The following is a 25,988-nucleotide window of genomic DNA, read 5'->3' as shown; positions in this document are numbered from 1 at the left end:
ATGCTTTTTAAAAAGCAATGTCTGTTTAAGGAATAAAACCATGTTCTCGATTTTTTATGGCAAAGAAAAACTGGCTCCATCGCCCACTAAAATTGATGTTTTAAGAAGCCTTGTTGGGGGGACAGTCAGTATTTTTATACTTCTGTGGTTGAGTAAACTCACACACAATATCTTTATCATGGCGCCGTTTGGTGCGACCTGTGTATTGCTCTATACCGTGTCGCAGTCACCTTTGGCACAGCCGAGAAATATTATATTTGGGCATCTTATCTCGGCTTTTGTGGGTTTGTTTTTTCTAAAATTTGTCGGTGTTTCTATTTTTACAATTGCGTTATCAGTGGGCTGCGCTATTGCACTCATGCAGATTTTTAAATGCGTTCATCCACCTGCTGGAGCTAATCCTTTGGTTATTTTGCTCACCGCAAGCAGCATACATTACGAGTGGAGTTTCTTAATTTTCCCTGTTTTGGTTGGTGCAGTGTCTTTAGTTTTAGTGGCGATGCTCATTAATAATATTAAAGCAAGTACGAAGTGGCCAATGTATGGCTTGGGAATTTTAAACAGTAAAAAGTAGGGATGGCATGAAGTGTTTTGAGCTTAAAATAATGAAAGTATTCACTACGCCAAGATAGTGAATACTTTTGAATGAAATTATGATTTCTTGGAAATACGTTCTTCGATGGCAAATTTGAGTAAAGAAGCACTGCGGTAAAAACCGTGTGCGAACTTACCAAATGGCATGGTAATAAAGAAAGTCATGACAGTGGCTAAATGGAAAATCAGTAAAAGTGCCATGTAAGGGGTATTGCGAAATGCCATAAGTGCTAGCCCTGAAGCACTAACGATAAGTAGAAGGAAAATAAAGCCTCGATCTACAGGTTTTTGCTCACGGTCACCATGCAACGGATGACGTTTAAGATTTAAATAGAGTAAGCCAGCAGGCCCGACAACTAAGCCAATTCCACCTAAAGTGCCTAAAATCACAGGCAAGCTTAGGTAAGGATAAGGTGCATGTAGGTCAAGAAAATAGTGATATAAAGTCGCTACACCTGTAGCTGCAAAGCAGAGCATAAAGCCATAAAAAGTTAGGTGATGGAACACACGGCGGATTTGTGTGTAACGGTCATCTTGCTCATTACAGCCTTTACCATGACCGCCATCTAAATATTTAAGTGTTAATACATTTTGAGTGGCTTGAACCAGATCGGGTTTCTCAACTTTGCCATAAATGACTTTAGAGGTTTGTCGCCAGAATTTGCTAATTCCAATACCGAGTAAAACAATCGCAACTGTAAAGGTCCCTCCAAACAATAGTGCTAAAAAGTTATGCGGGAAAATCGCATAGAAATTACCTTGGTAGCCTGCAAATAAGTCAGTGCCTTTGTACCACACCACAGCTAACATGCAAAAAAAGAAAATAAGTGTTAAAGCCGAGACAAAAGGAATACCTACAGACTTATAAAGTCGACCTAAAGGCTGAGGGGTCGCAAATTCTTGATAAGTTTCTAAACGTACTTGTGCCATCGCTTTAGGAATGTTTACCCCAAACTCATGAGGTGGGGCATACTGGCAAGCATGTAAACACGCACCACAGTTATGGCACAGGTTTGCTAGGTAATGAATATCGGCTTGGTTAAACTCAAGGCGTTTGGTCATGGCCGCAAATACAGCGCAAAATGACTCACAGTAGCGACAAGCATTACAAATCTGTAGGGCTCTTTGAACTTCTTGCTCATGGTCAGAGAGCTGAACAACTGGAATTAGGGCTTTGCTATTAGCATTCATGTTCAACTCCTTGTGAAAGTGCATAGTGGGCGGCATTTTTTCCGGCAATTCGCCCAAATGTCGTGCCAATCGACATACCAACGCCCGCGGTATAACCCTGACCAAGTACGTTACCTGCCATCATTTCACCTGCGACAAACAGGTTGCGGCTTGGCTTATTGTTAAAACGCACAGCAGCATCGTCTTCGACTTTTAAACCTAAATAGGTAAAGGTAATGCCGGGTTTAAGGGCATAGGCATAGAAGGGTGGTTGATCGAGAGGAACAGCCCAGTGGGTTTTGTTGGGAACAATATTTTCGGTGGTGCAGTCATCTAAAACCGTGTGGTTAAAGGTGCCTTGTACACAGGCTTGGTTAAATTCTTCTACGGTATGGCATAAGGTTTTTGCATCTAGTCCGATTTTTTCGGCCAGTTCTTGAATGCTATTTGCTTTTACACCTGCAAACACAGGTGGCATAAAGCGACCAATGGCTTTTGAATCAATAATCGAATAGGCAATTTGCTGAGGTTGTTTAGCTACAAGGCGGCCCCAAATCGCATAACGTTTTGGCCAGAAGTCTTCACCTTCATCGTAAAAACGTTCAGCTTTGTTATTGACCACAATTCCCAAGGAAACGCAGTCAATGCGAGTACAAATACCACCATCATATAACGGTGCTCTTGCATCTACGGCTACGCAATGTGATTGTGATGGATCACCAATAATATCGGCGCCTTGGTCTATCATAAATTTAAGCAAGTTGCCTTGATTAAAGCGGGTTCCACGGATAATGAAATTATCGGCAGGCCATTCGCCGTTTTCATTTTGTCCCCATGCTTCTCTTAACCACTCCAAATTTGACTCAAAACCGCCTGCGGCCAATACACAGCTTTTTGCTTTAAATACACGGCCATCTTCCGCAATTGCAGCTTCAAAATGCCCTTGATTTAACTTTAGATCTTTAATTTTTGTGTTGTATAAAATTTCAATACCAAGTTCTTGGGCACTCCGGTAGTACGCATTAATGAGGGCTTTACCACCACCCATAAAAAATGCATTGGTACGTGCAACATGCAAAGCACCCGATAGTGGTGGCTGAAAATTCACACCATGTTTACGCATCCAGTCGCGGCAGGTGGCCGTGCTACGAATCACTAGACGAGCTAAGTGCTCATTGGTTTTTCCAGCAGTCACTTTAAGTAAGTCTTGCCAATATTCTTCCTCGGGATAGGCATCGACTAATACATCTTGAGGGGCATCATGCATGCAGCGAAGGTTACGAGTGTGTTGTGAGTTACCACCACGCCACTCTTTAGGTGCTGCTTCTATTACCAGTACAGAAGCGCCACTTTCTTTTGCTGTGAGTGCGGCACACAGTGCGGCATTCCCACCACCAATTACAATCACATCATGCATGGATTTCTCCCTTTCTCAGCTAGGGCTAATGTAGCTTTAAAAGGAAAGGTGAAGTGAGAGGCTAAGCTTGAATGGGTGTTTATTAAAAATAAACACTAAGTGCTTAAGTATTTATGAGTTCCGCACCGGGCCAGCGCTTTTCATTAATCAGGTTGGTCACACAGGCGCGAATCACTACTTTCGTGGCTAAAGTAGCAGGTGAGATTTCTTCTTCAGAGAGACTAATTAAATAGTTAATGCGTTCAATGGCAGGTTCTACAACGCGCAGTAAACATAGGTCTTGCCTTGAGTTTAATGATGCACCCGCAGGTTGAATGGTTGCCATTTCCAGTTGGCTAATGCTTTCCATTAATAAGTGCAGTCCATCAATTTCATAAGCCACTTTAAGCTGATGAATTTTCTGTTCGAGCAATAAACGCAGTCCATGTCGTTGACTTGGTAAAATCAGAGGGAGTTCTTTAAGCTGTGAATGAGTAATGGTCTGAGTGTCGATACAGCTTTCAAGCCCGTACTGACTCAGCACATCTTTAGGCGAGATTAAAAACATCTGTTCTTTAACTAAAGGCTGTATGGCCCACTGTGGGTCGACATCATCACTAAAGATGATGGCAACATCGAGCTGCCTTGCATTAACCAAGGCTTTGAGGTCACCCGATAAACCTTCGATTAAACGGACTTTAATATCGGGATAACGATTTCTCATGAGTTTTAAAAAGTGCGTGCCAATAACAGCTGCAACACTCGGTGAAAAACCGACGGTGACGTGACCACTTAAACGTGAGGAATGCGCAGAGTCTACGGCATGGTCTAGGTGTCTAAGCGCCAGTTGCACTTGTTGAAAAAAAGCTAAACCCGCAGGGGTGGGAACCGTACCCAAAGCGGTACGTTGTAAAAGGCGAATAGAAAGCTCGCTTTCTAATTTTGAGATTTGCTGGCTTAATGCAGAAGTTCCAATATCGAGATTTTTTGCAGCTTTACCCAAGCTTCCTGACTCGATCACTGCAATAAAATACTTTAATTGTTTGAGTTCCACGGTAAATACTACATTAACCTTTATGGATTAATTCTACACTGGTTTTTTGTTCTATTGCTTTGAGTAAACCACTAAAAGAGAAAAGGCAACATCACCTCAAGACGTTGCCTTTTAGAGCTTTTATTGTTTAACCTGCTCAAGACCCTGTTCTTCAATAATTTGTGTTGCTAGTGGCGATTTCACAAATTTAATTAACTCTTTTGCGACTTTTGCATGTTCCGAGTTTTTACCAATGCCTGCCGCAAATACAGTCACTTTTTGATACGGTGCAGGGATTGGGCCGACTAATTCAACTTGACCATATTTGCCTGTAAAAGGTTTGATTTCGCTAATTTGCTGGAAACCAATATCAAACTGGCCTTCGGCGATACGTTTTGCAACGCGGTCACCTACCACTTTTTCTGCCTTACTCGAAATTACTTTGTACTCGACAGGCGGGAAGCTTGGGAAAACATCTTTTTCAAGATGCGTACCGCTCGCACTTGCTGAATAGCCGATGTGCTTGGCATTTAATAAAACTTTTTCAAATTTTTCTGCAGAACTAATATCTGGCTTTGGTGCACCTTTAGGCACAGCCATGCCGATGCTTGAATTGACTAAAGGACTTTGTGAATTGGGTTCTACATAACCCTTTTCTGCGAGCTTGTTGAGTTCAGGAGCAGCCAAGACCACCACGTCAAAACGTTCACCACGATCGAGTCGATTTGGAATTGCAGTTGGTGATGCACCCATTGATGAACCAGATGAGAGATGCACGGTATGGCCTGTTTGTTTTTCAAATAATGGAATGAGTTTTTCCATAGATGAATAAAAACCACCAGAGCTAATCACTTCGATAGTATCTGCGTTAGCAAGAGTTGAGCCTAAGCCAGCACCAGCTAGGCAAATGGTCATGAAGATAGGGGACTTTTTCATAGTATCTCGCTTTAATGACAGGAGAATACAGTACGGAGATTTAAGATCCACCGTACTGTTCATTAAAATTTCAGGTTAAGTCGTTGTTGTTTTAAGCGCTAATTTTTGCAGGTTCAGCAATCGCGTCAGTATTTTTCTGTTTAGAACCGCGGCATAGATACAAGCTTGAAATAAGGCTACAAACTGCAGCAAGCATGAGCCAGAAAGCAGGGGTACTTGGGTTGCCTGTGTTTTCGACAAGGAAGGTACAAGCCATTGGGGTCATACCACCAAAAATAGCGGCTGCAAGGCTAAACGCTAAAGAGAAACCAACTGTACGTACACGTTTCGGCATCACTTCTGCAAGGGTTGCGACCATGGTTCCGTTGTACATACCAAAGAAGAACGAGAAGTAAGCAAGCGTAATTAGAAGGTTCGAGAAGCTAATGTTACTCACTAACCAACTTAAAACCGGATAACTTGTAAAGAGAGCAAGTGTGGTAATGCCGACTAGTACTGGACGGCGGCCAATTTTGTCTGAAAGCAAACCACCCATTGGTAACCAGAAGAAATTAGACAAACCAACAAACACGGTTGCTAAAAGGCTATCTGTTACTGACATTTCTAAAGTACGTTTTGCATATACTGTGGTGTAAACCGTAATGAAATAGAACGTGGTTGTGGTCATGGCACTCATCATCATGCCTGCAAGGACGATGCGCCAGTTGCTTGCCAGTGTGCTGAAAATTTCTTTTGTTGAAGGATGAGTCTTTTGCGATTTAAAGTCTTCAGTTTCCTCTAAAGTACGACGGAACAAGAAGATTAAAGGAATAATCAAACAACCGATTAAGAACGGAATACGCCAACCCCATTCACCCACTTGAGCAGTAGTTAAGATGGTGTTGAGCCAGTAGCCAAGTAATGCAGCAAACACAACAGCAACTTGTTGGCTGCCAGACTGCCAGCTTGTGATAAATCCACGATTTTTATCCGTTGCAATCTCTGCGAGATAAATCGACACACCGCCAGATTCAACACCTGCCGAAAAGCCTTGTAATAGACGTCCAATGACCACCAAAATCGGCGCAATAATACCTATGGTTTCATAACCCGGTACAAAGGTAATTAAGATGGTTCCGATGGCCATAAGGCTTAAAGTAACAATGAGACCTTTGCGTCGACCAACTCTGTCGACATAAGCGCCCAAGAAAATAGCGCCGAGAGGACGCATAAGAAAACCCGCAGCAAATACGGTAAATGTCATCATTAAAGAGACATATTCATTTTCAGAGTGGAAAAATTTTGCCGCGATATAAGTGGCATAGAAACCAAAAAGAAAAAAGTCGTACTGCTCTAAAAAGTTGCCACTTGTTACATTTAATATTTTTTTAAAAGTAGCCCTACGGTTATTCACGACATCCATTGGAGACCTCCTTGGCCTGACAAAATGGAAACATTCACGATTTTCGAGGCTGGACCTAAATTGATTCAATCAATAAATCTAAAGAGCAAATGGGTTAGAGATGAGATTTAGCGAGGTCCTTTGCAGAAAATGTGATGCCTTGTTTCCAGTTCAAACTACACATCTATATTTCGATAAGCGGAAAACCACTTATCATTCGGACGAAAATGTAATCTCAAAAAGCAGGAGGGAGTGAGAGGGCAAAATTAATTAGGTATTTAATAAAATTAATGACTCTTTATAAAATAATTTCAGAACATGGCCAAATCTGGTTTTGAATCAAATCTTTCACGCAAGCCTTAATGGCTGACTTTGCGGCAAGTGCAGCAGGTGATAATTCTTCTTCGGCAAGGCTTACCAAGTAATTGATTCGTTCAACTTCAGGGTCTACTAACTTGAGTAATTGAAGCTTATGTTTGTACTCTTGCAGACAAGCGCTACCTGGGCGGACGCTGGCAAGGTCGAGGTGAATTAGACTGTCCATGAGTAAGTGTAGGCCATCAATTTCATAGACGACATTAAGCTGACCAATCTTGTGCTCAAGCAACTTTCTTAGACTATGGCGCTGACGTGGCAGTACTAAAGGAAGGTCTCCAATTTGTTGAGACTGAATGACACCACTTTTGATGCAATCGGCAAGACCATATTTTTCTAGCACTTCCTTGCGTGCCATTAAATACATTTGCTCGCGTACCAAAGGTTGAATCGACCACTGTTTATCAATTTCATTGGTAAAAATAATTGCGATATCGAGCTGACGCGAGTTAATGGATTGAATTAGATTGCCTGATAGCGTTTCCACAATCTCTAAACGAATGTCTGGGTAACGTTCAGACATTAGTTTCATTAAAGGGATACCAATCAAAGCCGTAATGGTCGGTGGAAAGCCAAGGCTGACATGTCCAGATAGTCGTGCAGAATGGGCAGCATCTACCGCGAAGTTCACTTGACGTAAAATAAGTTGAGAATGTTTTAAAAAGGCGAGACCTGCGGGAGTAGGAGTGACACCAAAGGCATTACGCTGTAATAGGCGAATGCTTAGCTCTTGTTCTAATTTACTAATTTGCTGGCTAATTGCTGAAGCGCCCACATCAAGTTTTTGGGCAGCTTTACCAATACTACCTGCTTCAACCACAGTTAAAAAATATTTTATTTGTTTGATTTCCATAATAAATGTGTTCGCTCATCATCCTTGATTTAATTTGTACAGATATGAAGGATTGGGAAATCTATCATGCACTTTAATATTAACAGCAATCCATAAAAAAGATCTTTAATTTGATATTCTAAAAACAATAAAACGATCTTTTTCAACTTTAATATTAAAATTTATTCTCTAACTTTTATTTATTATTACGATAAATTTACCGCTAGATTTTCAGTCTTTCACATTCCCTTTTCTTAGAATTTTAACCTATTTAATTTTACTAATGCCCCCTTTAATTTATTGGTATCACGATGTTTTCTTGATCTGTGCTTTAATCTTTTCAAATGAAAAAAGGAGCACATTAAATGCATGATGCATTAAAAAATATGATGGATTTTCAAATGATGAAGAAGAGTAACTGATTAAATAACTATTGGAAAAATATATGAGTATGTAGCTCATTTGATCAGAAGGGAAGATTGGGTAAACAGGTTTATTTATTTAAATATTAACGTTACCCATAGCATGGATATGCAAAAGACAACACAATGGATTATTTTTTACTATCTTGTTGTTATTCATCAGTATTATTTAACCGAAGCATTTTTAGATATTTCTGCAAAGGTTTTAATTCTCATTATAGATCTGGTGATTGTCCTAACTTTCCCTCTACTTAGCTATTTCTTTCAGTCGATTGATTCGTAATTTTTATAGTAACGCTGCATTACTGAAATTCGCTGTAAAAAAGCGCATTTCAAAACATAAGACCAAAACTAAAAACCAATAAGCATGATCGTGCCAAGGAGGTCGATTATGGAGATTGGTAAAAATCAAAATATGAATAGAGCAAAACGTTATAAGGATGTATGTAACATGAAAAATTTAACTTTACTCGCATTAACATGCGTCAGTGTGACAATAGCTGGGTGTGGTTCAGGAAATGCTTCTAAAGAGGCGGGGCAGCCAAAACGCCCAGAATGTATAGCACCAGCCAAGCCGGGTGGTGGGTTTGATATGACCTGTAAATTGATTCAATCTGGCTTTAAACAAACAGACCAGCTCAAAGATCCAATACGTGTAACCTATATGCCGGGTGGGGTAGGTGCCGTAGCCTATAACAAAATCGTAAACAGTGATCCTGCGAATAATAATGCCGTGGTTGCATTTTCCACTGGTTCACTCTTGAACTTAGCACAAGGAAAATTCGGACACTTCACTGAAAAAGATGTGAAATGGTTGTCTGGGGTCGCCGTCGATTATGGTTTGGTTTCGGTACATAAAGACTCACCATTGAAAAATCTCGATGACTTGATGAAAGCACTCCGAGAAAACCCAAAAGCACTTAGCTTTGGTGGTGCAGGAAGTGTAGGTGGTCAAGACTGGATGCAAACAGCAATGTTGGCAAAAAAAGCAGGTATTAGTCCTGCCGATTTAAGATTTGTTGCACTTGAAGGCGGTGGGGAAGTGCTGACTTCATTACTGGGGCAGCATATTCAAGTTGGGGTAGGTAATATCAGTGAAGTCAGTTCATACCTAGAGTCTGGTGATATTCGAGTTTTAGCAGTTTTTGCTAACAAGCGATTAGATGGGAAGTTCTCAAAATTACCTACTGCAAAAGAGCAAGGCTATGACATTGAGTGGCCAGTCATCCGTGGTTTCTATATGGGACCAAAGGTCAGTGATGAAGCCTATGGTTGGTGGAAAAATGCCTTCGATAAAATGATGGCTAACCAGAAATTTGATGCAGTCCGTGAAAATCAGGATCTACTCCCATTTCAGCTGACAGGTGAAGAACTCACAGCTTATGTTTATAAACAGACCGCGGAAATGCGGCAGTTATCGCAAGAATATAAATTATCACAATAACAAATCGACTGGGTTGAGAAGCTATTTTTCAGCTCAGTTTTTTTCTGAGGATAGATGATGAAATCTGAACGGATTCTTACCGCCATTATTACGGTTTGCGGGTTATTTTTGTTGATTTATGCGAGCAATTTTGAAGCCCCAATTTCCTACGACCCAGTGGGCCCTAAAGCTTTTCCTATTTTATTAATGGGCTTAATTACAGCGAGTGCAGCGTATCTCACTATTCGACCAGCCATTATGTTTGAACCCGTTGAGTTGGGATGGACAAAACATTTAATCGTTAAGTTAGCGTTGTGCGCGGTGGCTTTAACGCTATATGCATTAGTTTTTGAATGGCTCGGCTTTATTGTTGCAACCCTGTTGATGACCATTGCAGTGGGCAAACTTTTCCATGGCAAAACCATACCGGTTTTGGTGACAGGTTTAGTACTTAGCATGAGTACCTACTATATGTTTGACCGTTTCTTGGATGTGCCATTACCACTTGGATTTTTTGGTTAAGGATGACCCGATATTGGATGTATTAAGTTTTTTAATGATGGGGTTTGAGGTTGCCTTGCAGCCGCAGAATCTTTTAATTGCTTTGATTGGCGCATTTATTGGAACGATTGTTGGCTTATTACCGGGTTTAGGTCCAATTAATGGGGTGGCAATTTTATTGCCGTTTGCTTATGCCTTGGGTTTACCTGTAGATAGTGCCTTGATTTTATTGGCAGCGGTTTATTTGGGCTGTGAATATGGCGGACGTATTTCAGCGATTCTGTTAAACGTACCCGGAGATGCTGGAGCCATTATGACCACCTTAGATGGTTATCCATTGGCACAGCAAGGAAAAGCAGGAATCGCATTGTCTTTATCATCGGTCAGTTCCTTTGTTGGAAGTACGGTTGCCTTTATTGGGATTGTATTGTTTGCTCCTATATTGGCGAAATGGGCAATTGCATTTGGTCCTGCTGAATATTTTGCTTTGATGGTCTTTGCAATTGTTTGTTTAACTGGTCTGGTCAGTACGCAGCCTTTTAAAACCTTAATTATGGCACTCATGGGCCTAGCACTTTCAACTGTGGGAATGGATGCAATTACAGGTGTATATCGCTTTACCTTTAACAGTGTGGGTTTAAGTGACGGAATTGCTTTCACTACTTTGGTTATTGGCTTATTTAGTGTAAGCGAAATCCTATTAATGCTCGAACGCACGACAATTGGTCAAGTTGCCTTAAAACAAGGAAAGCGTTCTCTTTTTAATCTTAAAGAGTTCTTTTTCTCGTTGGTTGCTATTATTCGCAGTTCAGTGATTGGTTTCTTCTTAGGTATTCTTCCAGGAGCAGGTGCAACCGTTGCAAGTGCGATGGCATATACCACTGAGCGAAAAATGGCAAAGGATAGTAGCAAGTTTGGTAAAGGTGACTTACGTGGGCTTGCTGCACCAGAAAGTGCGAATAACGCAGCGGCTTGTGGTTCATTTGTACCCATGCTGACATTAGGCGTGCCAGGTTCGGGAACGACTGCGGTCATGATGGGCGCGTTGCTTATGTATAACATTGCACCAGGTCCACAGTTATTTGTTCAGCAACCTGTACTGGTATGGTCACTGATTGCATCGCTTATGGTGGGTAATATCATTCTGTTGGTATTAAACTTGCCATTGGTAGGCTTCTTTGCCCGCATGTTGAGTATTCCTAATTATATTTTGATCCCGATCATCGCAAGCGTGAGTTTTGTGGGTGTGTATGCTATTCATAGCAATATCTTTGACTTGCTGCTCTGTATGGGCTTGGGTGTGTGTGGATATATTCTTAGAAAATTTGATTTTCCTTTAGCTCCATTAATCTTAGGTTTTGTACTTGGCGAATTAATGGAATCGAATCTGCGCCGTGCACTTTCAATTTCTCAAGGGGAACTTGATGTCTTATGGAGCAGTAACATTAGTATAGGACTTTGGATCATGTCAGGATTATTATTGATCTTGCCAATCGTTCGTAAATACTTGTTTATCAAAAAGCAACAAGCTTAAAAGGACAGCAATAATAGCCAGCATTGGTTGGCTATTATTGCTCTGAATTATGGAAAAAATAAGCTCAAATCTCAAAGGATTAGCAATTGCTCTGGTCGGAGCTTTAATTGCCAAATATTTGCATATTCCCTTGCCTTGGTTGCTTGGACCTTTATTGACGGCCTTATTGTTCGGTAGTGTTGGTCATCCACTTGCCTGTGATCCCCAGTGGCGACGCATAGGGCAGGTCATTATTGGTATGGCTTTAGGCCTATACTTTTCACCAGCTTTGGTACAGGCAGTGGCAGCATATTGGGGTTTTATTCTCATAGGTTTGGCATGGTCACTTGTGTTGGGTACTTTGCTGGCTGGATTGCAATATCGAGTTAATGCCTTGGATTGGGCAACTGCATGGTTTTCTTCTGCGATTGGTAGCGCCAGTGAAATGGTGAATATTGCAGAACGATATCAAGCTCAAGTCGATAAAGTCGTTGCTGCCCATAGTTTGAGAATTGTGATTTTGGTTGTGCTGGTTCCAATTTTTATGGAGCTTTATTTTCATGTTCAATGGACTGGTTTAAAGATACCAGTATCGGATCAATTTAGCTTTTTTCAAGTCGTCTTACTGTTTTGTCTGGCTCTGTTTGTTGGTCAGGTTTTTCAATTTTTTAATCTTTTGAATGCTTGGATTTTGGGGCCACTCGCCATTATTGGGTTATTGTCATTTTGTGGAATACTTCAGATGAAATTGCCTGAATGGTTTACTGCCTTTGGTCAAGTCTGTATTGGCTGGTCATTAGGCAGCAAATTTCCATTTAGCTTTTTAAGGAAAAATAAAAAATTTATTGGAATCACACTGATATTCAATTTACTGGCTTTAGCGTTATCGATCAGCGTTGCTTTATTACTGGTTAATTTAAGTCATACAGAAAAACAAATCTTGATTTTAGGCCTTTCACCTGGAGGCATCGCAGAAATGTCACTGATGGCTAAAGCTCTCGGACTCGCAGTACCCATCGTCGTTTCCTTTCAACTCTCAAGATTAATTTTCGTCATTCTCACTACACGCTTTTTTTATCAATACAGTCTGCAATTGTTTTTTAAATCTAAAAAGTAAGAGCTTTTTTAATATAAGAACTTTGTTGTGCTTACCGTTATACAAACCATAACTTTTCAATATGGCATCTACGGTCAAATCATTGGCGTTTGGAGCTAAGCAGAAGCATTCAAATCTACATAAAGTTAGGAATCAAAATAAAAAATATCCAGGATGGATCCATGAATTTTGTTGTGAATAAAAAAATATTGATCTTAGGAATAACTTCAATTTGCACAAGCACCTTACATGCGGCTGCATTTGATAAAACAGGGCAGTCTGTAGCGGCATTTTTACAACCGGGTAACTATTTTGAAGCAAGTTTAGGAATCACAGATGCCGATTTAAGTGGTGTAGAGTCGGGCACAAACCCGTCACATCATTCAATTTCAGATATAGCCAACACCGATTATCGACCTACCGCAGCTTTAAAATTACAGTTAGCACCGCAGTATTCATTTGGCTTGCTTTACGATCAACCATTTGGTGCCGACACAGAATATTCAGGCCTAAATGGCTTTGTCGCAACGCCAAAAGACACGGTTATGTTACCCAGCATTACAACAGCAGGACTTGCCAATGCTACTTCTGGTCAGGCTCCTACAGGAAATGCAAAATCAGAATTTGATATACAAAATTTAAGCTTTATTTTGGGATATCAACCCACAAAGAACTGGAATCTTTATGTGGGGCCAGTCTATCAAACCTTTAAAAGTCAGGTTGAATTAAGAGGTAATGTATTTAGTCTTTACAACGGCTATGACTTTCATACCAAAACTGTAGGTGACTTGGGATGGTTAGCAGGGCTTGCCTACCAGATTCCGGAAAAAGCTGTGAAAGTCTCATTAACCTACCGTTCAGCCATTACTCACAAACTAAACGCGACTGAAAATGCCCCACTCATTGAGATGTTAAGCACTCAACAAGGTCGTGATTTAGTTAATCAGCATCTAGACTACATGATTTCTATTGGTCAGATGACTCCACTAAAGAAAGCTTACTTAAATCAGATTATTGCCAATTTGCCAGAACAAGAAGATACAGGTACAACAAAATTTAAATCTCCTGATTCAGTGAATTTGGAGTTCCAGACCGGACTTCGTCAGGGAACGTTACTGTTTGGTAGTTTACGCTGGGTAAATTGGAGTGATCTCGCTCTACAACCTTATCGCTTCGGTGAGATCTCAAAAGTTGTTGGCGTACTATCAACGCCAAGCCGTCCGGAAGGTTTTAATTTGGTTCGTTATTATGATGACCAATGGTCTTTAAATTTAGGGGTTGGACAACGCTTTTCACCTAAATGGTTAGGTTCTGTGTCGGTTGGATGGGACTCGGGAGCAGGTGATAAAGTGTCAACGGGTGGCCCAACCAAGGGATATTACAACTTGGGCTTGGGTGCTCAATATAGCCCGACATCGCAATACTTTATTTCTGGTGGTGTGAAGTATTACTGGTTAGGCGATGCAAAAGCTCAGCTTGGCGCACAGGCGGGTAGTGACTATTATGTAGGTGAGTTTAAGGATAACCACTCAGTCAGCTATGGCTTAAAAATTGGATATAAATTTTAAAATTAAATCAGTCATTTATAAGGTTTTAATTACATGAATAAAATCATTAAAAACAGCCTGTTTTTAGGATTATCGACTTTCATTGCAGGTTATGGAACTCTCCTTCATGCAGAAGCAAGTCCAACAACTTTGCCGGCAGTTTCGCAAAAAGCGTTAACCATTATTGATGGCCAAACAGAATGGTTAAGCAAGGTCTATAAAGACATTCATGAACACCCTGAACTTGGGTTTATGGAAACGCGTACTTCAGCAATTGTTGCCAAAGAACTTAAGTCACTGGGTTTTGACGTTAAAACGGGAATAGCCAAAACAGGCGTGGTCGGCATTTTAAAAAATGGTGAAGGGCCAACAGTCATGTACCGTGCCGATATGGATGCCAACACTGTTGAAGAAGCGACTGGTTTACCATACGCGAGTAAAGTGCGTGTAAAACTTGATGATGGAACTGAAACACCTGTAGCACATATGTGCGGTCATGATGCACATGTGACATGGATGCTCAGCATGGCAAAAACATTAGTCGCTTTAAAAAAGGAATGGAGCGGAACTGTTATTTTAGTCGCGCAACCTGCCGAAGAGCCGATCACAGGTGCAAAAGCTATGGTGACCGATGGCTTATGGACAAAATATAACTTGCCAAAACCTGATTATTTCTTTGCAGTGCATACCACGCCTGCACCTGTGGGCGTGGTCATCAATGCACCGGGGCCACGTATGGCAGGAACAGATCAGCTTGATGTTTTATTTAAAGGTGTGGGTGGACATGGTTCATTACCAATGCTCACCAAGAACCCGATTAGCATGGCTGCAAACGCAGTGACTCAATATCAAACCATTATGGGTAATGCAGTTGATCCGCAACAAGCGGCAGTGTTATCGATTGGCTCAATCCAAGCTGGAAACTCGAATAACGTGATTCCTTCTACTGCATTGGTCAAAATGAATTTGCGCTGGTTTGATCCTAAAGTGCGTGAAACCATGCTAAATAATATTAAGTCTATGAGTGAAGGTGCGGCCCAAATGCAGGGGATGGGTAAAGATCAATTACCTACCTTTACGTTTAAAGGTTCGAGCACACCTGTAGTTAACAATAAAGAATTTTCGGCACGTTTAAATGGGCCTTTAAAAGCACTATTGGGCGATAAACATGTTCTAACTGAGTATCCCGCGGTTATGGGATCAGAAGATGTTCATCATTTATTAGGCGACCAAAAAGACATTCCTTTTAACTTTATGTTTATTGGTGTAGCAGACCCAGTTGTGTTTGCAAATGCAGTCAAACAAGGCAAACCTGTGCCTTATATTCCACATAGTCCAAACTACATTGTTGACTTAAAAGCTTTGCCAGTTGGTGCCAAGGTCACTACAGTTTCGATGTTAGAACTACTCACTAAAAAGTAAGTTACTCATAAAAAAAGATGCATTCATATGCATCTTTTTTTCTAAGTTTTTAAAAGTTAAGAGCAAGCTAGATATTTTTCTCGATAATGGATGGGCGATAAATCGGTCCAACGTCGAAAAGCACGTGTAAAACTACTGACATCTGTAAAACCTAAAATATATGCAATTTCAGTCACACTATGGCCTGTGTTTTTTATATAAGAAAGTGCCAGTTCATGACGGGTGTCATCTAACAGTTCACTATATGAAGTGTTTTCTGCCGAGAGTTTCCTTTGCAAGCTACGAATACTTAACCCTAAACTTTTTGCTATTTCTTGTTGCTGAAAGTCGCCTGTAGATAATTTTTCGATTAATTTTACTTTCACTCGTGCCAATATATTTTCTTTATCTAACCGTGCCAGATAACGATTAATAATTTCATCATATTCTTGGGTGAGAGTGGGATTTGCACCTTCTAGTGGTTGTTCTATGGTTGCTGTATCAAACACAATCATGTCTTTGGGTGCATTAAACACAATCGGAGCTTTTAAAATATTCTGGAATGTTTCTAAATCTTCAGGTTCTGAACGTCTAAGTTCAATGCGTAATGGCGAAAAAACAGAGCCTTGTAAAGCACGACTTGAGCGAATAAAAACGGAAATAAATGCATCGATAGATTCGGGCTGAACTTCGTCGGGAACATGAATAACGAAATAATGGTTATTTCCTTGCCCATAAAACTCTAGCTCTGGAATATCCGTAACCACACGAAAATAACGAATAATTCTTAGAAACATCTCTTTTAGGGTGGTGCTGGTAATCAGTGAATGCCCTAACACATGAAAAGTATTTTGATTGACTTGGCTGGCAACTTTAAGGCCAAAACTTGAATTTTGAGTTTTCTGAACTGCTAATTTCCATAAATTTGCTGTTTGTTTTAATGAATATCGTGCATCAGGATTACTCAGAGCCTGAATATCTAAACCTGCTTGTTCTAATAAAGGTTGACTATCAACACCGGCTTTTTCGAGCGCTTTTTGAATCGCTTTCACCCAGCTAGCCAGTGCCGTTGCTGTCTGTGGCATGTTATGTCCTATAACTTGTGATTCATATTCCTCTGAACAGTATAAAAGATTCAAAACTAAAAAATCTTTTGTTTATTCTGAATCTTTTTATTTTGGCATCCATAGCCAATAGATTGGCGTTTCGAGCTAAGCACACTTAGGGTGATCTAAATAAAGTAGAGGCATGAAAAACTGAGGAATAACGGATGACCTATATTTATAAAAATCCTGCCGGAATGACCGATAGCGAAAAAACCGAACATATTAAAAAAGTAGTAACAGCAGAAGGCGTGGCTTTACGCAAACGTCATCCTATTTTGAACCATCAAAATGCCATTGGGGCGATGATTCTATTTATATCTTTGGTCGGCATGATAGCGACTGCCGTGCTCTATATAAATCATCAACTTTCAGCTTGGTTTGCAATTCCGATTATTGCTTTTTTCGCATCGCTCACCCATGAGTTAGAGCATGACCTGATTCACTGGATGTATTTTAGAAAGAAACCATGGGCACATCATTTAATGATGGGCTTAGTCTGGTTAGCTCGACCAAGTACCATTAACCCGTGGAAGCGTCGTGAGCTGCATTTTAACCATCATAAAAACTCAGGCACCGAAGTTGATTTAGAAGAAAGAGCTTTAACTAATGGAGAGCAGTGGAGCATACGTCGACTCATCGCGATTGGTGATAACGGCTTGGCGGTCTTGTTCCGTATTATTTCTACAAGCAATTGGACGGTTAGAAAAGTAATTTTTAAACGTGCATTTATGGCTTATTTTCCGTTAGGAATTATTCATTGGTCGCTGTGGTATATCTTTTTAGGTTTTCATGCAGTAGATGCTGTTTTAAGTTGGGCGAATGCACCGATTGCTTGGTCAGCTACCACTTTAAATATTATGCATGTGGTTAATATTTTGACTGTTGTTTGGATTGCACCGAATGTGCTGCGTACCTTCTGCTTGCACTTTGTGACTAGCAATATGCATTACTACGGTGACGTTGAATTGGGTAATGTCATTCAACAAACTCAAGTATTAAAGCCGTGGTGGATGACTCCGTTCCAATTGTTTTGCTTTAACTTTGGTTCAACGCATGCCATCCACCATTTTGTGGTGAAAGAACCATTCTACATTCGCCAAATGACCGCGCCAGTTGCCCATAAAGTCATGCGTGATATGGGAGTGCGGTTTAACGATGTTGGAACCTTTAAAAGAGCAAATCGTTGGAACGTAAATGATTTATCAGAATCAAAAAGTTAAAGCATAGCTTTTTATCTCACTCAAATGGACTGAGTTCTGTACAAAGCACTCAGTCCATTAATTATAAATTCACCCTAAAGATTATTAAAAATTAAACGGCTCTACTGAAACTTAGTAAAAAGTAAAATCACGCCTAAGACACATAAGATTGAACCAATCACCTTATTAATCTGTACTTGCTTGGCTAACATTTTCTGTCTCAGTAGCATGGATGAAAACAGCACTGCCACCAGTGAAAACCATACAAAATGGGCAAATGACATAAAAAAGCCATAAGCCAAAAGAATGGTTTTAGGCGTGGTTAAACTCACAATTTGCGTATAGGTGCTAATTACAAATAGGGTGGTTTTAGGGTTCAGGGCGTTGGTAAAAAAGCCGTATTTTATGGCTTGCAAAGTACCTATAGAAGTTAAAGCCGCAGTGTCTAAAACAGGTTTTTGAGTAAAAGTTTTATAGCCAATATAGATCAGATAAAGCGCACCAATATACTTAACAATATTCAAAATTTGAGGCGTATATGTCATCACAAAGGCAACGGCTACAAGTGTATAGGTCACATGCACCAACACGCCAAGCGATATTCCCAGTGAAGTGAACACACCTATTTTTCTGCCGTACAAGTAACTATTTTTCGTAACGATCGCGAAGTCAGCGCCGGGGCTAACCACCGCTAAAATCGTAATGAGAATAACCGCAATAAACTCTGCCATTATCTTGCACTCTCGCTGAAAACGAGAGAATTTATCTGTACTTTTTGGAATGTATGTAAGAGGGCGAAAACACTACTTAAAATTGCTATTCTTTTTGCAAAAGATGTTAGAGCTTTAGGTTTACGAAGATAGATATCGATATTCAATATACTTTTCATCATCTAAAATAGGTTTTAATAAAGACGATTTTTATTTTGAACAGAAATCTAAAAATAAAAATCGATAAAAACGACTATATATCTATGAGTTTTTGGAATGATAGAAAGAATATCTCTGAATTCATTAAAGTTTTTCTACTTTGTGGCGAAGTATGGCAGCGTCACTTTAGCTGCAAAGAAATTATTTGTGACGCAAAGTGCGGTTAGTAAACAGATTTATAATTTAGAAGAAGCTTTAAATACGACTTTATTTGACCGTAAAAATAAAACACTTGTGATGACTAAGCAGGGTGAAATTTTAATGAGTTGTTGCCATCAGGTGTTTAGTCAACTCGATGAATGCTTAATACAACTCAGCCAGCCTAAAGCTGAAAACAAACAACTGGTCTTGTCGTGTGAACCGACTCTTTCTATGAAATGGCTCATTCCACGGTTATCAAAATTTAAAAAGCTCGGTCATGATTTTGAGGTTGTGCTACTCACCGCAGGTGGCGTGGTCGATTTTGAAAAAGAGAATATTGATATCGCGATTCGCCGAAATGACTTTGATTGGGGAGAGCATATTTATAGCGAAAAAATTACCGATGAATATATCGCTCTAGTTCAAGCAACCAAACCATCGGAAACAAACGACTTACTCATTTCAACTTCTAGACCAAATTTTTTCAAAAGTACGAGTCGCATTGCTGAGTTAAAACAAAGTTTAAAAGGCTACACCAAAGTCGAACTCGAACATTTTTATCTATGTTTAGAAGGTTGTTTGGCGGGACTTGGCGCAACGGTCATCTCAATTTATATGATTGAAAAAGAACTTGAGTGGAACTTACTGCAAAAAATTTCACCTGTTGTACAAGATACTTCAGCCTATTTTTTACTTTCTCATAGTGCTTTTGAGGAAGATTCACGCAAAACCATATTTTTAGAATGGCTAAAAGCAGAGATGAATGAAAGTCAGCACACATTACTTTAGGTTGATTCTTTTTAACTTAAATTTTTACTATTAAGTATTTGAAAGTAATAATTAATATTTAAAATAATTAAGGTGCCGTGTGAGCGCCGCATATTGAATTTCTGCTGTCTAAAATTCCCGATGATGAAAAATATTTAACTTCATACTTATTTATTAAACCCTAAACATGAATTTCACTCAGTTTGTAATGAGACTAAATCATTTTTATTCATGTTCTGATTGCGGTATAAATCTATTCATGCTCTGAAGCGCTCCAGTAATTCACTTTGGTAAGACCATAAGGCACAAATCTGACAAGTCTGGAAAGTTTAAAAAGAGCAAAAAGTTTTTATTTAGGTTTTATCTCAGAAATTAGGGTACTGATCACAATGAGTAAAGAATTTACATTTACGATTAAGAGTATTTGTTTCGATGAGAACTATCGTCCAGCAGACAATACACGTATTACAACCAACTTTGCTAACTTGGCAAGAGGGATGAGCCGCGAAGAAAATTTGCGCAATACATTGCAGATGATCGACAATCGTTTCAATGCCTTAGCTCATTGGGACAACCCTAAAGGAGACCGCTATGGCGTTGAACTTGAAATCATTTCAGTTGAAATGAACATTGATGCCGAAAACCGTATTAGCGGGCTTCCTTTAATCGAAATATTGAAAACCAATATTGTTGATAAAAAAACCAATGAACGCATCGAAGGTATTGTAGGCAACAACTTCTCGTCTTATGTACGTGACTATGACTTTAGTGTGCTGTTGTTAGATCACAACAAAAATAAGTCGACTTTTAGCACGCCAGAAAAGTTTGGTGAATTACACGGTAACTTGTTTAAGAGCTTTATTAACTCTGAGACTTATAAAGCCAACTTTAAAAAGGCGCCTGTGATTTGCTTAAGCGTTTCGACGACTAAAGAGTACCACCGTACTGAAAACGAACATCCTGTTTTAGGTGTTGAATACAAGCAAGAAGATTATTCATTAACTGATGAATATTTCCAAAAAATGGGCTTAAAAGTTCGCTACTTCATGCCGCCAAATAGCGTTGCGCCGTTAGCGTTCTATTTTACAGGCGATTTGTTGAGTGATTACACCAACCTTGAGTTGATCAGTACCATTAGTACGATGGAAACATTCCAAAAGATTTACCGTCCTGAAATTTACAACGCAAACTCAGTGGCTGGAAAATCTTATCAACCAAGCTTGAAACACGAAGATTATTCACTTACTCGAATTGTGTATGACCGTGAAGAACGTAGCCGTTTGGCTATTGAGCAGGGGAAGTTTGTTGAAGAGCAATTTATCAAACCATACCAAGCGATTCTTGAGCAGTGGTCTGCTAATTACGCTCCTAATTAATCAACATACGGGTCATTGATCATGAAAAAATTATTACCAACTTCAACTGCTGGCAGCTTACCTAAACCGTCTTGGCTTGCAGAACCTGAAAAGCTTTGGTCACCTTGGAAACTCGAAAACGAAGGCTTAGTTGAAGGTAAAAAAGACGCGTTACGTTTGGCGTTGCATGAACAACAACTTGCAGGCATCGACATTGTGAGCGATGGCGAACAAACCCGCCAACACTTTGTGACGACATTTATTGAACACTTAAATGGCGTAGATTTTGAGAAGCGCGAAACAGTTCGTATTCGTGACCGTTACGATGCAAGCGTACCATCTGTGGTAGGTGCGGTGTCTCGTCAAAAGCCTGTGTTTGTTGAAGATGCGAAGTTTTTACGTCAGCAAACCAATCAGCCAATTAAATGGGCATTACCTGGCCCAATGACTATGATTGATACGCTTTACGATGGTCACTACAAGAGCCGTGAAAAGCTTGCTTGGGAATTTGCCAAAATCTTGAACCAAGAAGCGAAAGAGTTAGAAGCTGCTGGTGTAGATATCATTCAGTTTGACGAACCTGCATTTAACGTATTCTTTGACGAAGTAAATGACTGGGGTATCGCGACTTTAGAGCGTGCAATTGAAGGTCTAAAATGTGAAACTGCGGTGCACATTTGCTATGGTTACGGTATTAAAGCCAATACTGACTGGAAAAAGACACTTGGTTCTGAATGGCGTCAATACGAAGAAGCTTTTCCGAAACTTCAAACGTCTAACATTGATATCATCTCGTTAGAATGTCACAACTCACATGTGCCTATCGATTTACTCGAACTCATTCGCGGTAAAAAAGTGATGGTCGGCGCAATTGATGTTGCATCTAACCAGATTGAAACACCAGAAGAAGTGGCTAACACACTTCGTAAAGCGCTTCAGTTTGTAGACTCTGACAAACTTTACCCGTGCACAAACTGTGGCATGGCACCTCTTTCTCGTGAAGTGGCACGTGGCAAGTTAAATGCTTTAAGTGCAGGTGCAGAAATCGTTCGCCGAGAACTGACTGGTTATGATCTTACTGCTTAATATTTACCAATAAGTGGTATAAAGGGTTACTTTTTTGATGGCAGTTGATAATCAAACAAGTAACCCTCATTTTACTTACTACATGTCGCTCTAATCAGATCGCATGTCGATAGTACCTTCCTGATGGAGTTGGGCGGTATAGCAAACACACAGGACAAGGTACCGTTCAATTTAGGAATAATGTCATGGTTCAAGCAACAGACTTTAGAAATGCAATGTCTTTACTCACAAGTGCAGTTAGTGTTGTGACCACGGCAGGCATGTCTGGCCGTTTTGGATTTACTGCCTCTGCTGTTTGTAGTGTGACCGACACACCTCCGACATTATTGGTGTGTATGAACCAATCTGCGAGTTCACATGCACATTTCCTAGATAACAAAATCTTAACTGTGAACGTTTTAGGCGCACACCACGAACATATTTCAAAGGCATTTTCATCTAAGCTCACACCAGAAGAGCGCTTTAAACATGGCGCATGGATTGAGTTAGAAACGGGTTCACCTGTGTTGGATGATGCTTTGGTGAGTTTCGATTGTGAGATTGAGCAAATTCAACAAGTCGGCACACACACGATTTTTATATGCCCGATCGTAGCGATTAAACAAAGCCAACATGACCAAAGTTTGGTTTATTTTAACCGTGCTTATCACCAAGTGGGACAGACCGAGATTGTCTAAACCCACTTGTTTTGTTGTTTCTGAAATAGCGAAATGAGGACCTAGGAACAATCCTATTTACAAGTTGTTTCACCGAGTTCAGGCTCTCGGATTTCTAGCTTATTGTTATGTTCTACTACACAAATACGTGTATCAAAAGTTTTGTATATATCTAAAGTAATGTCATAAACCACATTCTTTTCAAATTCTTTTAGAGGAATTTTTACACAATCTTTTTCTTCTATAGGCAGAGGGGCATTTAAATATTCTTTCTCATAAGAACTTTTAAATCCGTTTTGGTAGTCCACTTTCCCCATAAAAATCAAAAATTTATTATCAAAAGAATAATTTGTTTTTTTAGGGTTATTGGTAAAGGCACATACATAATCTTGATGTAGCGTAACTTCTAATGGAAGAGGGCCTTGGCTACAGCCATTTAACAAACACCCAGTTGTTAATATTAAAATGGACTTTGAAGATAGTCTTATCATTTATGTTCTCGTAAAGTTCTAAAAAATATTCCAAATCAAAAAGTAAAATTCATGTGGTTTAGCTTACCGTATCTGACTCTTTTTAAAAAATAAATAAATACAATTAAATATAATATCTAAAATAATAATTAAGTTAATCTAATGAAAAACAATAAGAAATTTAATTGCTTGTCATAAAAGCTACATTGACACCTCTAAACTCTCAGATTATGCTTTGCGTGCTGGCCACATTGCCAGCCGGTTTTAGCAGACCGCATAGTAAGAGCATCAGATTATTCCTTCTGAGGAGTAGTCTCATGTGTATCAATCGTCCCTCGCTCGTTGCGGTAGGACGAGTGAGGGACACCTTCGGGTGTGCTGATTTCTTACTATCAGTCTGCTAACCCTTGCTCGTTCTGCCACCATAATTTCTAATGAATGCTTTGGCAGAACTCCCAAAATCAGGAGTTGGCTATGCACATCCATTATTTCTTGGCACTCAATGCCAAAAGCTATAACGACACAGCTTAAAAATTTACAGCAGCTTGAACGCCATAAGGTTTTCAGGCTCTAAGTCATTTTTACTTAAAACTTAGCAAAACAAAACTTGAGATGTGCCAAGCACCGTCTTACGGCTATGCTGTGCCTTTTTTTCTCCCAGAAAGGGCACAGGCTTTTTATCTCATTTAGAAACAACAAGAATTTATAACGGTAAAACTATGCCAACTTTAGAAAGATCTTCCAAAAAATTACAGGTTGTTCAAACTGCCATCCAACTTTTTACCACGCATGGATTTCACAATGCAGGGGTAGACCTGATTATTAAAAAATCCAAAATTCCAAAAGCCACGTTTTATAACTACTTTCACTCGAAAGAACGTCTTGTTGAAATGTGTTTAATCTTTCAAAAAAGCCGACTCAAAGAAGAAGTACTAGCAATTGTCTATTCACACCGCTACCCAACCGCAGCCGATAAACTCAAAGAAATTGTCCGTTTACATGTCGATGTGAATAGCCTTTACCATCTTTTGTTTAAAGCCATTTTTGAATTAAAACTGCTTTATCCTCGGGCTTACCGCATGGCAGTTGAATACCGAAAATGGCTATTGAAAGAAATTTTTGATTTAGTTTTTAGTCTGGAAACTAACAAACTCAAACCTGATGCCAATATGGTTTTAAACTTAATTGATGGCTTGATGCTACAGGTTTTAAGTTCAAATCGTGTGGATGAACGGGATGTGGTGTTGGAGAGGTTTTGGGGGAGGGCTTAGAACCGATCTATATATGACTTCTTTACCTTATTGGTAGAAGTAGGTTGAAAAGCAAATTGAGCTAAACCTAATTCTGTTAGTCTAATTTTCATTGTTTCTTGGGAAACGTTAAAAATTTCAGTCAAAGGTAAAATGATTCTTCTATAATTTTCAAAGTTACATGGTTGTGAGTCAATGTAGAGTGGTGAGAATCCTCTATTTCTGATGCCATAATGTTGTAAATAATAGTTTAAAGTTGCTTTTAACCGATTTTCAGGCAGTAGTAAGCAACCTGCAAAATAATTTGCTTGAAATTCTAGTCGATCAATATTTTGGGTAATTTCTATATCTACAGAGTGAGATTCCATAGCTGGTGAAAAGTTCTCTGAAATTATATATTTGCTATGGTTAAGAAAAATATGTGCTATTTCATGTGCTTTTGCAAAATTAATCTGATGTTGAGAAAAGAAGGTAGTTCCCAAAATAGTAATAGTTTTTAATTTAGTTTCTAGCTTACCAATAATATTGGGGTGTTCGGGAGTATCAATCTCAATAAGTTTATAACCTAGAGTATTTATTATTTCATTTAAATCTATCTCATCGTTTTTATAAAATTTATCAAATAAGTTTTCTGCAAGGATGCTTAACTCTTTTTTAGATTTATAAGGGATAGTTTTAGAGTATGAATTTACACGGTGTTGTGTGAAGAATTCTTTTGGAGATACATCTTTCTGCAAAGAAAGGAAATCATAAATTAAATCTTTTGGAATGCTTGTAAAGCGTAGGGGTGTTTGAATAAAGATATTCGTAGCAGAAATATCTTGGAAATTTTCTGAAGTGAGTGCATTACTTATGATTTCATCATTATTCTTTATTCTATTAATTGTTCTATTAAAGATAACTTCATGATTATCATTAGTGGTGATTTTCCATAGTCCTATATTTCTATTTTTTGCAATTTTTAATGCTCCTTTTTGGAAGCCATTTTTAGTAATGCAGATAGCCTTAGTATTATGCTTTCCGACTTGACTAACTTTGGTTGAAAATTCCTCAATATCATCAACAGGTACTTTTTTACCATAATCTTTACATTCAATAAGAATAACTAGAAATGGATCTTCTTGTTCAAAGAAGGAAACTTCAATAGCTACATCAAAGATAATGTAGCCCTCTCTATCCTTTGAATAGTACTTTTTCTGTTTGTAAATTTTAGCTTGATTAGGGTTAATGCCTAAGTAACCCTTTCTGAGTAGGATCGAGAAATAATCAAAAACAAAATTTTCAAAAGCGTCGCCTTTCTTTTTAGTATTCATGGGCTTTGTTGCACAAAGATTTGAAAGGCAAAGCGCCCCTAATTGAGCCAAATTTAAGGCGTAACTTGGGTAAGTGGTCGACCTAATTCCGTAAA

Annotated in this window: 24 protein-coding genes; 14 read left to right on the top strand and 10 right to left on the bottom strand. The window is 39.3% G+C overall.

Annotation, left to right across the window (positions count from 1 at the left end):
• Nucleotides 1–40: 40 nt before the first annotated feature.
• Nucleotides 41–574, top strand: coding sequence for an HPP family protein (locus MKL51_RS02880; protein ID WP_017481261.1), 534 nt, complete (start codon nucleotides 41–43; stop codon nucleotides 572–574).
• 77 nt (nucleotides 575–651) lie between these two features.
• Here the strand turns inward: MKL51_RS02880 and tcuB are convergent, their stop codons facing one another.
• The 6 genes from tcuB to MKL51_RS02850 form a co-directional block, all read right to left on the bottom strand.
• A complete protein-coding gene (gene tcuB, locus MKL51_RS02875) occupies nucleotides 652–1,785 on the bottom strand; it encodes a tricarballylate utilization 4Fe-4S protein TcuB (protein WP_270904173.1) in 1,134 nt (377 codons plus the stop codon).
• On the bottom strand, nucleotides 1,775–3,181 hold the full coding sequence (gene tcuA / locus MKL51_RS02870; protein WP_000543960.1) for an FAD-dependent tricarballylate dehydrogenase TcuA: 1,407 nt from the start codon (nucleotides 3,179–3,181) through the stop codon (nucleotides 1,775–1,777). Before tcuA ends, tcuB begins: the two co-directional genes overlap by 11 nt.
• 103 nt (nucleotides 3,182–3,284) lie before the next feature.
• A complete protein-coding gene (locus tag MKL51_RS02865; protein WP_017481263.1) occupies nucleotides 3,285–4,214 on the bottom strand; it encodes a LysR family transcriptional regulator in 930 nt (309 codons plus the stop codon).
• A gap of 120 nt (nucleotides 4,215–4,334) precedes the next feature.
• The gene (locus MKL51_RS02860) at nucleotides 4,335–5,129 is read right to left on the bottom strand and encodes a substrate-binding domain-containing protein (RefSeq protein WP_017481264.1); all 795 of its coding nucleotides are present in this window, start codon (nucleotides 5,127–5,129) and stop codon (nucleotides 4,335–4,337) included.
• Nucleotides 5,130–5,220: 91 nt separating this feature from the next.
• On the bottom strand, nucleotides 5,221–6,531 hold the full coding sequence (locus tag MKL51_RS02855; RefSeq protein ID WP_017387501.1) for an MFS transporter: 1,311 nt from the start codon (nucleotides 6,529–6,531) through the stop codon (nucleotides 5,221–5,223).
• 277 nt (nucleotides 6,532–6,808) lie between these two features.
• Nucleotides 6,809–7,738 carry a LysR family transcriptional regulator gene (locus MKL51_RS02850; protein ID WP_017481268.1) on the bottom strand — a complete coding sequence of 310 codons (930 nt, stop codon included), beginning with the start codon at nucleotides 7,736–7,738 and terminating at the stop codon, nucleotides 6,809–6,811.
• Between the two features lie 510 nt (nucleotides 7,739–8,248).
• Between MKL51_RS02850 and MKL51_RS02845 the strand changes: the two genes are divergently transcribed.
• The 7 genes from MKL51_RS02845 to MKL51_RS02815 all read left to right on the top strand — a co-directional run bounded on the left by MKL51_RS02845 (nucleotide 8,249) and on the right by MKL51_RS02815 (nucleotide 15,641).
• Complete coding sequence (locus MKL51_RS02845; protein ID WP_155394939.1) at nucleotides 8,249–8,422, top strand: hypothetical protein; 174 nt, start codon at nucleotides 8,249–8,251, stop codon at nucleotides 8,420–8,422.
• Between the two features lie 108 nt (nucleotides 8,423–8,530).
• The gene (locus tag MKL51_RS02840; protein WP_017481270.1) at nucleotides 8,531–9,583 is read left to right on the top strand and encodes a Bug family tripartite tricarboxylate transporter substrate binding protein; all 1,053 of its coding nucleotides are present in this window, start codon (nucleotides 8,531–8,533) and stop codon (nucleotides 9,581–9,583) included.
• Between the two features lie 54 nt (nucleotides 9,584–9,637).
• Nucleotides 9,638–10,084, top strand: a complete 447-nt coding sequence (locus tag MKL51_RS02835) for a tripartite tricarboxylate transporter TctB family protein (RefSeq protein WP_080612898.1) — start codon at nucleotides 9,638–9,640, stop codon at nucleotides 10,082–10,084.
• Between the two features lie 13 nt (nucleotides 10,085–10,097).
• On the top strand, nucleotides 10,098–11,597 hold the full coding sequence (locus tag MKL51_RS02830; RefSeq protein WP_000382837.1) for a tripartite tricarboxylate transporter permease: 1,500 nt from the start codon (nucleotides 10,098–10,100) through the stop codon (nucleotides 11,595–11,597).
• 49 nt (nucleotides 11,598–11,646) lie between these two features.
• On the top strand, nucleotides 11,647–12,693 hold the full coding sequence (locus MKL51_RS02825) for an AbrB family transcriptional regulator (protein ID WP_017481273.1): 1,047 nt from the start codon (nucleotides 11,647–11,649) through the stop codon (nucleotides 12,691–12,693).
• 161 nt (nucleotides 12,694–12,854) lie between these two features.
• The gene (locus MKL51_RS02820; protein WP_107908852.1) at nucleotides 12,855–14,240 is read left to right on the top strand and encodes an outer membrane protein transport protein; all 1,386 of its coding nucleotides are present in this window, start codon (nucleotides 12,855–12,857) and stop codon (nucleotides 14,238–14,240) included.
• A gap of 33 nt (nucleotides 14,241–14,273) precedes the next feature.
• The gene (locus tag MKL51_RS02815; protein WP_017481275.1) at nucleotides 14,274–15,641 is read left to right on the top strand and encodes an amidohydrolase; all 1,368 of its coding nucleotides are present in this window, start codon (nucleotides 14,274–14,276) and stop codon (nucleotides 15,639–15,641) included.
• Nucleotides 15,642–15,697: 56 nt separating this feature from the next.
• On the opposite strand, the gene MKL51_RS02810 is transcribed toward MKL51_RS02815, so the two are convergent.
• Entirely contained in the window at nucleotides 15,698–16,705 is a 1,008-nt protein-coding gene (locus MKL51_RS02810) for an AraC family transcriptional regulator (RefSeq protein WP_270904172.1), read from the bottom strand.
• Between the two features lie 215 nt (nucleotides 16,706–16,920).
• Between MKL51_RS02810 and MKL51_RS02805 the strand changes: the two genes are divergently transcribed.
• Nucleotides 16,921–17,946, top strand: coding sequence for a fatty acid desaturase (locus MKL51_RS02805; protein WP_080612922.1), 1,026 nt, complete (start codon nucleotides 16,921–16,923; stop codon nucleotides 17,944–17,946).
• Nucleotides 17,947–18,047: 101 nt separating this feature from the next.
• On the opposite strand, the gene MKL51_RS02800 is transcribed toward MKL51_RS02805, so the two are convergent.
• Nucleotides 18,048–18,656, bottom strand: a complete 609-nt coding sequence (locus MKL51_RS02800) for a LysE family translocator (protein ID WP_017481278.1) — start codon at nucleotides 18,654–18,656, stop codon at nucleotides 18,048–18,050.
• Between the two features lie 255 nt (nucleotides 18,657–18,911).
• Here MKL51_RS02800 and MKL51_RS02795 point away from each other — a divergent pair, with 255 nt between their 5' ends.
• The 4 genes from MKL51_RS02795 to MKL51_RS02780 all read left to right on the top strand — a co-directional run bounded on the left by MKL51_RS02795 (nucleotide 18,912) and on the right by MKL51_RS02780 (nucleotide 22,881).
• The gene (locus MKL51_RS02795; RefSeq protein WP_017481279.1) at nucleotides 18,912–19,784 is read left to right on the top strand and encodes a LysR family transcriptional regulator; all 873 of its coding nucleotides are present in this window, start codon (nucleotides 18,912–18,914) and stop codon (nucleotides 19,782–19,784) included.
• A 368-nt stretch (nucleotides 19,785–20,152) separates the two neighbouring features.
• The gene (locus MKL51_RS02790) at nucleotides 20,153–21,139 is read left to right on the top strand and encodes a DUF1852 domain-containing protein (protein ID WP_017481280.1); all 987 of its coding nucleotides are present in this window, start codon (nucleotides 20,153–20,155) and stop codon (nucleotides 21,137–21,139) included.
• 21 nt (nucleotides 21,140–21,160) lie between these two features.
• Complete coding sequence (locus tag MKL51_RS02785) at nucleotides 21,161–22,204, top strand: methionine synthase (RefSeq protein ID WP_017481281.1); 1,044 nt, start codon at nucleotides 21,161–21,163, stop codon at nucleotides 22,202–22,204.
• A 185-nt stretch (nucleotides 22,205–22,389) separates the two neighbouring features.
• Complete coding sequence (locus MKL51_RS02780) at nucleotides 22,390–22,881, top strand: flavin reductase (RefSeq protein WP_000249487.1); 492 nt, start codon at nucleotides 22,390–22,392, stop codon at nucleotides 22,879–22,881.
• Between the two features lie 53 nt (nucleotides 22,882–22,934).
• On the opposite strand, the gene MKL51_RS20960 is transcribed toward MKL51_RS02780, so the two are convergent.
• Nucleotides 22,935–23,351, bottom strand: a complete 417-nt coding sequence (locus MKL51_RS20960) for an NF045616 family extracytoplasmic (lipo)protein (protein ID WP_025468418.1) — start codon at nucleotides 23,349–23,351, stop codon at nucleotides 22,935–22,937.
• Nucleotides 23,352–24,049: 698 nt separating this feature from the next.
• On the opposite strand from MKL51_RS20960, the gene MKL51_RS02765 reads away from it, so the two are divergent.
• Nucleotides 24,050–24,601 carry a TetR/AcrR family transcriptional regulator gene (locus tag MKL51_RS02765; RefSeq protein WP_002115916.1) on the top strand — a complete coding sequence of 184 codons (552 nt, stop codon included), beginning with the start codon at nucleotides 24,050–24,052 and terminating at the stop codon, nucleotides 24,599–24,601.
• Here MKL51_RS02765 and MKL51_RS02760 read toward each other — a convergent pair.
• Nucleotides 24,598–25,893 carry an ImmA/IrrE family metallo-endopeptidase gene (locus MKL51_RS02760; RefSeq protein ID WP_005075179.1) on the bottom strand — a complete coding sequence of 432 codons (1,296 nt, stop codon included), beginning with the start codon at nucleotides 25,891–25,893 and terminating at the stop codon, nucleotides 24,598–24,600. The genes MKL51_RS02765 and MKL51_RS02760 overlap by 4 nt on opposite strands.
• Nucleotides 25,894–25,988: the final 95 nt, after the last annotated feature.

Source organism: Acinetobacter sp. AOR18_HL (assembly GCF_027855145.1).
Lineage (GTDB): Bacteria > Pseudomonadota > Gammaproteobacteria > Pseudomonadales > Moraxellaceae > Acinetobacter > Acinetobacter pittii.
Note: the sequence above shows the minus strand (reverse complement) of the source record. Positions and strands in the feature narration are given on the sequence as shown.